Source organism: Rhizobium sp. 2YAF20 (genome assembly GCF_052114685.1).
In the GTDB taxonomy this organism is placed as follows: domain Bacteria; phylum Pseudomonadota; class Alphaproteobacteria; order Rhizobiales; family Rhizobiaceae; genus Rhizobium.
Genome location: NZ_JBFRFF010000011.1, coordinates 66957 through 78996, shown reverse-complemented (window position 1 = coordinate 78996; position 12040 = coordinate 66957). Strand labels below are relative to the sequence as shown.

The following is a 12040-nucleotide window of genomic DNA, read 5'->3' as shown; positions in this document are numbered from 1 at the left end:
GGATGGTCAAGATTCTTCTTGTCGAGGACAATGAGATGAACCGCGATATGCTTTCCCGCCGGTTGGAGAAACGCGGATATGAAGTTGTCAGCGCCACTGACGGGTTGGCCGGGGTCGAGGCGGCCGTAACCACCAAGCCGGATCTGGTCCTGATGGATATGAGCCTTCCTGTCATAGATGGCTGGGAAGCGACGAAGCGGATCAAAGGCAACCCCATCACTGCCGCCATACCGGTAATAGCACTGACTGCGCATGCCATGGCCGGTGATCGGGAAAAGGCAATCGAGGCCGGTTGTGACGACTACGACACCAAACCGATCGAACTACCGGGATTGCTCGACAAGATCGCCCGTTTGACCGGAGGATGACGATCGTGGCTCAATCTCGGGACATCGGCCATCGCATGTATATCGCCAGGATCGCGCAGAACATTGTCGATCCGGCGCAAGCCATTCTGGGTTATCAGGAACTGATAACCGAGGAGGTGCGCGAAGCCGGACCCAGCGATGCGCTGCCGGACCTTGAGAAGATATTAAGCGCTGCCCGGGAGCTGAATGCATTGATCAAGCGGCTTCTCGACGTCGAGACGCCCGATAGCAGCAATGCCCCCTCGCTCGATAGGCTTTTGCGACATGATCTGAGAACGCCGATGAATGCCATTCTCGGCTATTCCGAGATGTTGATCGAGGACTTCGCCGATACCTTGCCGGCGCGTCTGCTTGAGGATGTGTTCAAGGTCATTCGTGAAAGCCGCAATTTGCTCGCGCAAATTGACGAAACGCTCGATAGCTCGGCCATCGAGGCGGGTCCGGAATTTCTGCCCCAATTCGACGGAACGATCGCCGCCGATCTTGCAAAAACAATGTCCGTTCGTTCGTCGCCTATCACTGAATTTGCAGGGCGTATCCTTATCGTCGACGACACAGCGGCAAATCGCGATCTCTTGTCCAGACGCCTCTGCGGCGACGGCCACGTCGTCGTTGCGGCAAGCTCCGGCGAGGAGGCGCTTGGTATCTTGGACCGGCAAGAATTCGACCTCATATTGGCCGATGTTCTGATGCCGGCCATGAACGGTATCGAGCTTCTTGGCCAGCTTAAATCGGACCCGCGCTTTCGCGACATCCCGGTCGTCATGGTTTCGGGCCTGAAGGATGACGACGCCGTCGCCCGTTGTATAAAAGCGGGGGCCGAGGACTACCTCCGCAAACCGATCAATCCCGTGCTGCTGCGAGCGCGTATTGCCGCATGTCTCGAACGTCGCCGTTGGAGAACGCGCGAAAATCAATATCTGGCGCAGATAGAGTTCGAAAAGGAGCGGGCAAACACCCTACTTCATGCGGTTCTTCCGAAGCAGGTGGTGAAGCGACTTGCCGACGGAGAGGAAGTGATCGCCGATCGCATCGACATGGTAACGATCATTTTCGCCGATATCGTCAATTTCACGGAATTTGCAGCTCGAACGCCGCCCGCAGCACTGGTTCGCAGGCTGGGGGATCTGTTTACCCGTTTCGACGAACTTGCCGATCGACATGGCATCGAAAAGATCAAAACGATCGGTGATGCCTACATGGCGGCGGCGGGACTGCCCGATCCCCGCGCGGACCACGCCGTCGCGGGAGTGGCGTTCGCCAAGGCACTGCTGGCCGAAACGCTCGGAGGCGCCGACTACGGACCACCGTTCACCTTGCGAATCGGCATCCATAGCGGGCCGGTCGTTGCCGGCCTGATCGGTCGGAAACGCTTTACCTATGATGTATGGGGACACACGGTAAACGTTGCCAGTCGTATGGAGTCTTGCGGAATACCGGGTCGAATTCAGATATCGCAGACCACATTCGATGCACTTGGTGAAGGGCGTGTAACCGCCCGCCGGGAAATCATCGATATTCGTGGAATCGGAAAATACACGACCTACCTTTTGGAATGATCGGTCATATTGCGGGGTTCTGCGCCAGCCTGCTGTCGTTTGGCTGTTGAGTTCCCTTATAATTTCACCCATCTTCCGTTTGGCATGCACCCGGTCTAAAGTCCGGTTTATGCCGGCCGCCCGAAGATTACTTACAATTCAGTGGGTCAAGCAGAGATGGAAATGCGGGGCATTTCCTGGTGGAATTCAACAAGCGGGTATTCGTCAAGCAGCCACCCGATAGAGCAAAACCCTAGAACCCGGCATCAATTGCAGCAAGTAGTCAAAATCGCTCACATTCGCGGTAAGGACGGTCAAGCCGAGCTTTTGTGCCTGGAGGAAAAGGACGCAATCGTGAAGCGCTCTTAAGCGGGCGTCCTGGTGATAACCCTGAATTCGGCATAAGATGCCTGACAGCATTGCGCCGCGGCCGAGAACATCGGCATCCGGCGTGAAGGTGCGGTGGGCTGGCATTGCGGCAATGGTCTCTTTGATCTGTCCAATGGCCGTTTTTGTACCCAAATGTCGTGGATCCAGGACACCAATGGTATGCATCAACTCCTGGATCGCGATGGTGGAGTGATTGACCTGGCGCACGTCAAGGACATCCGCGACCACGTCCGGCGACCGTCCCTGCATTCCATCAATATAGACGCAGGTATCTAAAAGAAGCTCGTGGCCAGCTTCTGCTGCATCAGAAAGGAAGGGGAGCTGCTCATCTGGCCGTCGGGCAAGCGTCTTACCCGGATCCAGACGCGCCCATCGCAATGCGGCGTCGATATTGAAAGCCTGCAAGTCAGAACCCGAGCTTCAGTGTAGGATCGACGGTACCCCGCGTCTTACGAAATGTTTCGGCAAACTTGTCTTCAAGAGCAACACTTGCAAGAGCAAATTCGATCAGGTCAGTATCGGTCTCGATCCCGGTGTGCTTCTTAGCCTGCTCAACCAGAGCCGAGCTAATGCGACCACCAATCCGTTTGCTCTTTTCACCCATTAACCCGGAATGCTCAGCAGCTTGCATAACGGCACGAACGCGTGTTCTTACTGTCACGAATTCGCCCGTCTCAGCCTTTCGTGCCACCTTTGTGATGACATGCGGTGCTGCCGGTATGATCTTTTCTTTTGAAGTTTTCTTCATGGTTCCGAAGGCTGCCCTTGTCTAACAAAATGCGGTTTCGTCTAACATAGCATCAGTCTACTAGTTTTCAAAGTGGTGGCGCTCGCTGAAGCTTTCCAAGCGGTTCTGTCGAGTTCCCTTATAATTTCGCCCATTTTTTCGTTTGGCATATACCCGGTTTAAAGTCCGGCTTATGCCGGCCGGCCGAAGAATACTTACAATTCAGTGGATCAAGCAGCGATGGGCGGGTTTAGCGAAAAGGAACTTCCCATGACTTCACTGGCAGTAACGATGAAAGGGCAGGTCACACTAAAGCGCGACCTATTGCGACATCTCGGCATCAAGCCGGGAGAGCGGATCGACATTGACAAGCTACCGGGCGGCGAGCTTCGGGTGAAGGCGGCAAAGCCGACGGGCACCATCGATAGCTTTATCGGATTGCTCTCAGGCACTGTGAAAAAACCTCTGACGATTGAGGAGATGAACGAGATAGCTGCCTCCGGTTGGGCGGGTGAAGAATGAATATTTCGGTCGATACGAACGTGCTGGTGCGGGCGGTCCTGCAAGACGATACGAAACAGGCTCTTGTCGCAAGCAAACTCTTGGAAGATGCTTCGCTGATCGCTATTTCCCTGCCCTGCCTGTGCGAACTGTTTTGGATACTTCGCCGGGGCGCGAAGCGGCCGAAAGAAGCTGTAGCCAGAGCGATCCGGGAACTACTGAATTCTGGAAATGTTGTAGTGAACCGGCCCGCGATTGAAGCCGGGCTTGCGATCCTTGAAGCCGGCGGCGATTTTGCGGATGGCATTATGGCCTACGAGGGCAATTGGCTAGGCGGCGAACCATTTTTTCTCATTCGATAAACAGGCGGTCGAGCTACTGGCGCAGCAAGGACAGGCCGCGCAACTCCTTTCCTGATGTGGTCGCCTTAACCTGCCTTCGCTAGGCGGAGGACGTCGATACCCGGCTGATTGCCGCCTGGCCGTGCGACACCCGTATAGGCCGACGCTGCTTCGAACTTCTGTCGCGCGCCTACTTCGAGGCGCGCTATTCCCGCGGAGATCGTCGTACCTATCTCGACGCCCATCAGTCCCTCCTAACGTGTAAAAAGGGGGACCAGTTTTAGGTGTCGCTACCGGACCAGTTTTACATGTCGCCTGACAAGCGGCGAGAGAGCGTAGGATTTCTCTTACATTTCGAAAGATTGTTCGCTTATTTTGGGTGAGTGCATGATGCGGTTCGATCAGGAGCCACATCACCGTTTCTAAATCTTGCGCTTTTGGAAGGGATGAACCAGTTGTTGAAATGATTTCCTTGGTTCGGCCGCGCACCATTTTTCAGCAGAAGTCGGCTTTGATCGATTCGTGGGCAATTGTGTCTTAATCGCCACAGTTTTTCGGGCCATTTTGGCCTTCCGAAGGCGCGAAAACTCGTTATCCACAGAGTGCGACCGGTCGCATCACGGTCTTTTTCAGCGCGTAAGCGAGTGTTGAACGACCGGCGGCGAGCGGTCGTCAGGGGCGCTTTTGCCTAGAGTGAATTGTTAGCCAATCAAGTGTTTAGCACCCGATGGCGGCGCGCCGGTTCCTCTTGCGGCCGTTCTGCTTTTCACACCCATAAATTTATTTGGTTGAAAAGATGGCAATTAGAGGTAGGTCTATCATTAAATTCCATGGCCCGGATGTGCAATCATATTGCTGCAATGCCGAATCAAGCGTACGAATCTATGTCAGGTTCGGTATTGATTTCAGACGAAGTTTACCGCACCATTGACGACAGCAGATAGTTATCTGGCTGAATATAGGCGTTTTTGCAATAGCAACCTCATAGAGGCGCCATGTACAACAACGATGTGCTCTTCAACACCTTCGCCCGTTCTTTCGAAGCACGGCGCGAAGTCGAGATGTCATTCTCTGAATACCTCGAAGCATGCCGGGATAACCCACTCATGTATGCAAACGCCTCCGAGCGCTTGCTGGCTGCAATGGGCGAACCGCAATTCGTAGATACGGCCAAGGACTCCCGACTTGGGCGTATCTTCCTTAATCGAACCATCCGAACCTATCCTGCCTTTGCGGGCTTTTACGGAATGGAAGAGACGATTGAACGGATCGTCGCCTTCTTCCGTCACGCAGCCCAGGGGTTGGAGGAGCGAAAGCAGATCCTTTATCTGCTTGGACCGGTGGGCGGCGGTAAGTCGTCGCTTGCCGAACGTCTCAAGGCGCTGATGGAAGTCCATCCGATCTATGTGCTGAAAGCCGGTGACGACCTCAGTCCGGTTTTCGAAAGTCCTCTCAGCCTGTTTGATCCCGTCGCGATGGGAAGTCTCATCGAGGAACGCTACGGCATTCCGAGACGGCGGCTGACCGGGCTGATGAGCCCCTGGTGCCTGAAACGGCTCGAGGAGTTCGAGGGCGATATTTCGCGCTTCAAGGTGGTCAAGATGCAGCCGTCACGATTGCGGCAGATCGGTATCGCCAAGACTGAGCCAGGCGACGAAAACAACCAGGATATCTCCTCGCTGGTCGGCAAGGTCGATATCCGCAAGCTGGAAAGCCTCGCCCAGAACGATGCCGATGCCTACAGCTATTCCGGCGGCCTCAATCGTGCCAACCAGGGCGTGCTTGAATTCGTCGAAATGTTCAAGGCCCCAATCAAGATGCTGCATCCGTTGCTGACTGCAACGCAGGAAGGCAACTATATCGGTACGGAAAATATCGGCGCCATTCCGTTCTCGGGCGTGGTCCTTGCCCATTCCAACGAGGCGGAGTGGCAGACTTTCAAGGCCAACAAGAACAATGAGGCGTTCATCGACCGCATTTGCGTGGTCAAGGTGCCTTATTGCCTGAGGGTTACGGAAGAGCAGAAGATCTACGAGAAGCTCATCGAAGAGTCCGAGTTGAGCGAAGCGCCCTGCGCTCCGTCGACGCTCGAAACCCTCGCGCGCTTCACCGTGCTCTCGAGGTTGACGCGGCATGAGAATTCCACGCCGTTTTCGAAGCTCAGGGTCTATGATGGCGAAAGCCTAAAAGAGACGGATCCGAGAGCCAGAAGCGTCCAGGAATATCGCGATACCGCCGGTGTCGACGAGGGAATGGACGGGGTCTCGACCCGTTTTGCCTTCAAGGTGCTGGCTGCCACCTTCAACCACGATACGACGGAAGTCGCAGCCGATCCCGTGCATCTGATGTACGTGATCGAACAATCGGTCCGTCGGGAACAGCTCCCGGCAGAAACAGAGAAGGCCTATATTGAATTCATCAAGGGCGAGCTTGCCCCGCGCTATGCTGAATTCATCGGCCATGAAATCCAGAAGGCCTATCTCGAATCCTACGGGGATTATGGCCAGAACCTCTTTGATCGCTACGTCGACTATGCCGACGCCTGGATCGAGGATGTCGATTTCAAGGATCCGGATACCGGCCAGATGCTCGATCGCGACCTGCTCAATCAGGAGCTGACCAAGATCGAGAAGCCGGCAGGCATCGCCAACCCGAAGGACTTCCGCAACGAGGTGGTCAAGTTCTGCCTCAGGTCGCGGGCGAGCAATTCGGGCAAGAACCCGTCCTGGACAAGCTATGAGAAGATCCGTGAAGTCATCGAAAAGCGGATGTTCTCGCAGGTCGAGGATTTGTTGCCGGTCATATCCTTCGGCTCGAAGAAGGATGGCGATACGGAAAAGAAACACGGGCAATTCGTCGAGCGGATGACGGCGCGCGGCTACACCGAGCGCCAGGTTCGGCGCCTGGTAGAATGGTACATGCGTGTGAAGCAGGCAGGCTAAGCCTAGCAAGGAAGAAGGAATGCACATTGTCGACCGGCGCCTGAATCCAGGCGGCAAGAGTCTCGAAAATCGGCAACGTTTCTTGCGACGAGCCAAGGCGTTGGTGCAAAAAGCGGTCTATGAATCCACCCAGGGCCGCGACATTCAAGACATTCTAAAGGGCGGCGAGATCAGCATTCCCATTGGCGGAACGGAAGAGCCGCACTTCCGCCGAGGACCTGCCGGGAAACACGAGCATGTGCTTCCCGGCAACAAGACCTTCGTCGAGGGAGACATCCTCCCTCGACCCGATGGTGGCAGCGGCAGGCCGCGCGAGGGCGGCGAAGGAAGCGGCGAAGATGCCTTCCGCTTCGTTCTTACCCGCGACGAATTCCTCGACATGTTTCTCGACGATCTCGAGCTTCCGGACCTTGCCAAAAAGCGGCTGGCAACCTCCGAGCAACCAAACCCGGTGCGGGCCGGATATTCCGTCAACGGTTCGCCGTCTAATCTCGCCATTAACCGAACGATGCGCCGTGCGATGATGCGCCGCGTGGCGCTGCATCGCCCGAAGCCGGAGACCATCGCCCACCTTCTTGAGGAGATTGCCGAAAGCACCGACGACGAGCGTCGTTCAGCGCTCGAGGCCGAGGTCGAGGCACTGGAATCCAAGGTGCGGCGCATTCCCTATATCGATCCGATCGACATTCGCTACCGGCGTTTCGAAAACGAGCCGAAGCCTGTCGCCCAGGCCGTCATGTTCTGCCTGATGGACGTTTCCGGATCGATGTCGGAGCATATGAAAGACCTCGCCAAGCGATTTTACATGCTGCTCTACATCTTCCTGACGCGCCAATACCGCCGGGTGGAGATCGTCTTCATCCGTCATACCGACACCGCCGAGGAAGTGGACGAGGAGACGTTCTTCCGCAGCCCCGCCACCGGCGGCACGCAGGTCTCCAGCGCATTGGAAGCGATGCGGCGTATCGTTGCCGCGCGCTATCCGCCGTCGGACTGGAATATATATGCCGCGCAGGCATCCGACGGCGACAATGCCTATTCGGACAATGCGGCGACATCCACGCTGCTGACAGAATCCATTCTGCCGGTCTGCCAATATTTCGCCTATCTGGAAGTCGGGGAGGGTCGAAGCTCGGCAATCTCCTCCGGAACGGCGCTGTGGTCGCTCTATGAGCGGGTGCAGAGCGGATGGCCTGTGCTGTCGATGCGCAAGGTCAGCGACCGCAGCCAGATTTACCCGGTGTTCCACGATCTCTTTCAGCGCCGCTCAGCGGAGGGAAAGGTTGGCTAATGGCAAAGGCGATGAAGCGGCTCTATGAAGGAGCCGATTGGGATTTCTCGACGCTGCAGCGTATCCATGATGCCTGCCAGGAAATCGCGCTGGAGATGGGGCTTGACGTCTATCCCAACCAGATCGAGATCATCACCGCCGAACAGATGCTTGACGTCTATTCCTCGATCGGCATGCCGCTGTTTTACAAACACTGGTCGTTCGGCAAGCACTTTGCCAGTCATGAAGCTTTCTACCGCAAGGGCCTAAGAGGGCTTGCCTACGAGATCGTCATCAACAGCTCGCCCTGCATTTCCTACTTGATGGAGGAAAATACCGCGACCATGCAGGCGCTGGTCATTGCCCACGCCGCCTTTGGGCACAATCATTTCTTCAAGAACAACTACCTCTTCAAGCTGTGGACCGATGCGAAGGGGATCCTCGACTACCTGAACTTCGCCAAGGGCTATATTGCCCACTGCGAGGAGCGCTATGGCCACACCGCAGTCGAGCGGACGCTCGATTCCGCCCACGCGCTGATGTCCCATGGTGTTCATCGCTATGCCGGCAAGAAGCAGCTCGATCTGCGTCAGGAGGAATTGCGCGAACAGGAGCGGCGGGAAAACGAGCAGCGGATCTTCAACGATCTGTGGCGCACAGTCCCCACCAAGGCTGGCAAGAGCACGCCCGACATGAATCTCGAGCGCCGACAGGCGATCACCGGATTGCCGCAGGAAAACATCCTCTATTTCCTCGAAAAGACGGCGCCGCGGCTAAAGCCGTGGCAGCGCGAGATCCTCAGGATCGTTCGCCACGTGGCCCAGTATTTCTATCCGCAGGGCCAGACCAAAGTGATGAACGAGGGCACAGCCACCTATGTGCACTATCAGATCATGACCAAGCTGCACGAGCGCGGCGGCATCGGCGACGGCGACTTCCTCGAATTTCTGAAATCCCACACGAATGTGGTGTTCCAGCCGGGTTTCGACGACCAGCGCTATTCCGGCCTCAATCCTTACGCCGTCGGTTTTGCGATGATGCAGGACATCGAGCGGATCGTGACCAAGCCGCAGGAGGAGGACCGTCAGTGGTTCCCCGAGATTGCCGGAACCGGCGATGCGATGGCAGTCCTTCGCGATCTGTGGGCAAACTACCGCGACGAGAGTTTCATTGCCCAGTTCCTCAGCCCCAACCTGATGCGGCAGATGCGTCTTTTCCACCTGACCGACGATCCGGAGGAGGAAGAGGGGCTGCGCGTTGCGGCAATCCATGACGAGCGTGGCTACAAGCGTGTGCGGCGCGAATTGTCGAGGCAGTACGATATTGGCTGGATCGATCCGCATATCGAGGTGGTCGATGTCGATCTTGCCGGTGATCGACGCCTGATCGTTCGCCACACCGTCATGAACGGCAGCCTGCTCGACGAACATGACGCCAAGCGGGTGTTGCAGCATCTGGCTGATCTGTGGAGCTATGACGTGGTGATGCAGGAATGCGATCGCTCGGGCATCATGCTGAAGGAACATCTGGTCAGCCCGCGCAAATCGGCAATCGCAGCCTAGTTTCCCGCGACTGGTCGCTCAGATCGGCTTCTGGCGGCGGATGTGCCCGCTGACCTGTTGCCCGTCTTCCGGGCGCAGCCGCACGAACCCCGGCAGGCCAAGAAGCGGTATGAAGGCCATGATCAGGAAGGTGATGTGAAATTTCTCGGGCGTCAGCGGCGACCCGTCGAGGGTCACCACGCCGAGCAGCATCGCCGCGATCGATATGCCGAAACTGACGCTCAATTGCTGCAGCACGCCGCCAAGGCTGGTGGCGCGGCTCAGCTGCGCTGCCGGCGTGTCTGAATAAGATAGCGTGTTGGACGTCATGAATTGGGTGGCACGGGCGATCCCGAAGACGAAGACATAGGCCATGATGACCCAGCGCGGCGTGTCCGGTCCGATCAAGGCGAAACCGGCAACAATGACGGCGCCGCCGATAGCACTCCAGGAAAGCACGCGATCAAAGCCGAAGACGCGCAGAAGGCGCGATGCGATCGGACGGACGGCAAGCGCGCTCAGCGCGCTGACAAAGGTGAGCGAGCCCGAGACGATCGGGCTCATGCCGAAGCCGACCTGGAGCATCAGCGGCAGGAGAAAGGGTACGCCGTTAAGCCCGACGCGACAGATGCCGCCGGCAAGCGTGCCAATGCGGAAGGTGCGCAGCCGAAACAGCGTCAGGTCGACGGCCGGAGATTTGACGGTTCGGGCATAGCGAATGAAGCCGCTCAAAAGCAGCGCGGCGGCAAAGAGAACGATGACGATGGCAAAGGCGGGAATGGTCGGGCGTCCGACATTCTCGATGCCGTATTGCAGGAGCACGCAACCGAAACCGACCATCAAGAAGCCGGGGAAATCGAATTTCACCGTGCGATCGCGATCAGTATCCTCGATATAGCGCAGTGCCATGAAGATGCCGATGAGCCCGAACGGCAAGTTGACCCAGAAAATCCATCGCCATGACAGGTAGGTCGTGAGGAAGCCGCCGAGAACCGGGCCGATCACAGGGCCGACGATCGCAGGCAGCGTCATGTAGGTCATGGCGGTGACCAGTTGGCTGCGCGGAAAGCTTCTGATCAGAATAAGCCGGCCAACAGGCGTCATCATCGCGCCGCCGAACCCCTGGAGCGCGCGGGTGGCGATCAGCATTGGAAAACTCGTCGCCATGCCGCAGAGAATGGAGCCCACGGTAAAGATCAGCAAGGACAGCGTAAAGATGCGGCGCGCGCCATAGCGATCGGCAAACCAGCCGCTGACTGGTCGCAAGGGTGCGGGCGATATCGGGAACGGCGGTGACGATGATCGTCGAATCGAGCTGCTCCATGAGGAAGGCAACCGCGACGACGGCTGGGATGATGAAACGCAGGCGCGGATCGCGCTCGATGGCGTAAGCCCTGATGTCTGGAGCGTTTTCTCTTAAGGTCATGCGGTAGGATTGGCTTTCCGTGGCCGCGCGCAGGAGAGGGCGACGCGTCTTTGACCGGGCGACACCGATCCCTCGAGATTCATCCATTCCAGCATTATGGGCGCCGCAAGGCAACAGGAAGGCAGTCGAGACGGATCATTGTTCGCAGGTTTCTCGAAAATTCAGAAAACTCGGTCGCAGTTGCGATCGACTTGCGCTCGAGCTGAAGGGTTGATCCCTGTCGCAACCATCGAAGCGGTCTGGCGGATCGCGTAGCCAAAGCTCACCGCCAGACTGGTCCGTAATTTACGCGATCTCGGGCTGGCCGAGGAGATTGCGCAAGATGCCTTCGTGCTGGCGCTGGAGCGCTGGCTGGCCTCGAGAAGGCATTCCGCGCATTGCCGCTGTTTCGTAAGTTCGAGCGGCGATTTGCAGTTCCGCCGGGTCGATCTCTGCAGCGTCGGGATTGTCGCGATAATTACGGCCGTAGACAAATTGCCCTACGTTTGTGCCTCGCCGATCCTGCTTTAGCGAAAAACGTCCAGCGGTTATCGGTTTGGTCTTTTCTGGAAGCGTTATATAAACAAAGCAATCCGTTGGACTGTCTTTAGAAATTGTCATCCAATGCGCTTGCCCGTCGTGATCGCTGAGGTGCACGTGCCCTTTCGAGGGCCTTCCCTTCTTGGTCAGTTTCGGGATCGGCAACCTGCGAAAGTTGTTCCGTAAGTCCGTATGCCCAAAGCAGTGCGGCGTATACGGCGATAGTGGTGGAAGGCTTCCCCTTCTCGGCATCTGAAACCACGCGCCTGTTTACGCCTATTTTGTCACCAACCTCTTCACACGTCAGGTTTCTACGAAGGCGCGCTGCCTTGAGGTTTGCCCCCAAGACTTGCAAGGATCGCTCCACGGGATAAGGAGGTGCTAAAAGTAGTGCGCTTTTGGCTACCATGTTACCTTAAGGTCTCCTTATCCAGGTTAATGTTACCTTAAATGTACATTTGTAAATGCAGCCCTATT

Annotated in this window: 12 protein-coding genes and 1 pseudogene; 7 read left to right on the top strand and 6 right to left on the bottom strand. The window is 56.8% G+C overall.

The window, feature by feature from the left end; genetic code table 11:
- Positions 1 to 2 precede the first annotated feature (2 nt).
- Positions 3 to 368 carry a response regulator gene (locus tag AB4Z52_RS15745; protein WP_442218863.1) on the top strand — a complete coding sequence of 122 codons (366 nt, stop codon included), beginning with the start codon at positions 3 to 5 and terminating at the stop codon, positions 366 to 368.
- 5 nt (positions 369 to 373) lie between these two features.
- Entirely contained in the window at positions 374 to 1927 is a 1554-nt protein-coding gene (locus tag AB4Z52_RS15740; protein WP_442218862.1) for an adenylate/guanylate cyclase domain-containing protein, read from the top strand.
- A gap of 204 nt (positions 1928 to 2131) precedes the next feature.
- On the opposite strand, the gene AB4Z52_RS15735 is transcribed toward AB4Z52_RS15740, so the two are convergent.
- Together AB4Z52_RS15735 and AB4Z52_RS15730 are read right to left on the bottom strand one after the other, a co-directional pair.
- On the bottom strand, positions 2132 to 2701 hold the full coding sequence (locus AB4Z52_RS15735; RefSeq protein ID WP_442218861.1) for a type II toxin-antitoxin system VapC family toxin: 570 nt from the start codon (positions 2699 to 2701) through the stop codon (positions 2132 to 2134).
- Between the two features lies 1 nt (position 2702).
- A complete protein-coding gene (locus AB4Z52_RS15730) occupies positions 2703 to 3044 on the bottom strand; it encodes a hypothetical protein (RefSeq protein WP_442218860.1) in 342 nt (113 codons plus the stop codon).
- 249 nt (positions 3045 to 3293) lie between these two features.
- Between AB4Z52_RS15730 and AB4Z52_RS15725 the strand changes: the two genes are divergently transcribed.
- Together AB4Z52_RS15725 and AB4Z52_RS15720 are read left to right on the top strand one after the other, a co-directional pair.
- On the top strand, positions 3294 to 3545 hold the full coding sequence (locus AB4Z52_RS15725; RefSeq protein WP_442218859.1) for an AbrB/MazE/SpoVT family DNA-binding domain-containing protein: 252 nt from the start codon (positions 3294 to 3296) through the stop codon (positions 3543 to 3545).
- Positions 3542 to 3941 (top strand): annotated as a pseudogene (locus tag AB4Z52_RS15720) (type II toxin-antitoxin system VapC family toxin). The gene AB4Z52_RS15725 and the pseudogene AB4Z52_RS15720 overlap by 4 nt, the downstream one beginning before the upstream one ends.
- 10 nt (positions 3942 to 3951) lie before the next feature.
- On the opposite strand, the gene AB4Z52_RS15715 reads toward AB4Z52_RS15720, so the two are convergent.
- Positions 3952 to 4110 (bottom strand): hypothetical protein, encoded by a 159-nt coding sequence (locus tag AB4Z52_RS15715; RefSeq protein WP_442218858.1) that lies wholly within the window; start codon positions 4108 to 4110, stop codon positions 3952 to 3954.
- Between the two features lie 750 nt (positions 4111 to 4860).
- Here AB4Z52_RS15715 and AB4Z52_RS15710 point away from each other — a divergent pair.
- Genes AB4Z52_RS15710 through AB4Z52_RS15700 form a run of 3 tightly spaced genes read left to right on the top strand, consistent with a single transcriptional unit; the run spans position 4861 to position 9639 of the window.
- Positions 4861 to 6807 (top strand): PrkA family serine protein kinase, encoded by a 1947-nt coding sequence (locus tag AB4Z52_RS15710; protein ID WP_442218857.1) that lies wholly within the window; start codon positions 4861 to 4863, stop codon positions 6805 to 6807.
- 19 nt (positions 6808 to 6826) lie between these two features.
- Positions 6827 to 8098 carry a YeaH/YhbH family protein gene (locus AB4Z52_RS15705; protein ID WP_442218856.1) on the top strand — a complete coding sequence of 424 codons (1272 nt, stop codon included), beginning with the start codon at positions 6827 to 6829 and terminating at the stop codon, positions 8096 to 8098.
- Entirely contained in the window at positions 8098 to 9639 is a 1542-nt protein-coding gene (locus AB4Z52_RS15700; protein ID WP_442218855.1) for a SpoVR family protein, read from the top strand. The genes AB4Z52_RS15705 and AB4Z52_RS15700 overlap by 1 nt, the downstream gene beginning before the upstream one ends.
- 18 nt (positions 9640 to 9657) lie before the next feature.
- On the opposite strand, the gene AB4Z52_RS15695 is transcribed toward AB4Z52_RS15700, so the two are convergent.
- From AB4Z52_RS15695 to AB4Z52_RS15685, 3 genes are all read right to left on the bottom strand, one after another.
- On the bottom strand, positions 9658 to 10884 hold the full coding sequence (locus AB4Z52_RS15695) for an MFS transporter (RefSeq protein ID WP_442218854.1): 1227 nt from the start codon (positions 10882 to 10884) through the stop codon (positions 9658 to 9660).
- A 445-nt stretch (positions 10885 to 11329) separates the two neighbouring features.
- Positions 11330 to 11680 (bottom strand): hypothetical protein, encoded by a 351-nt coding sequence (locus AB4Z52_RS15690; protein ID WP_442218853.1) that lies wholly within the window; start codon positions 11678 to 11680, stop codon positions 11330 to 11332.
- Entirely contained in the window at positions 11631 to 11972 is a 342-nt protein-coding gene (locus tag AB4Z52_RS15685; RefSeq protein ID WP_442218852.1) for a helix-turn-helix transcriptional regulator, read from the bottom strand. Before AB4Z52_RS15685 ends, AB4Z52_RS15690 begins: the two co-directional genes overlap by 50 nt.
- Positions 11973 to 12040 lie beyond the last annotated feature (68 nt).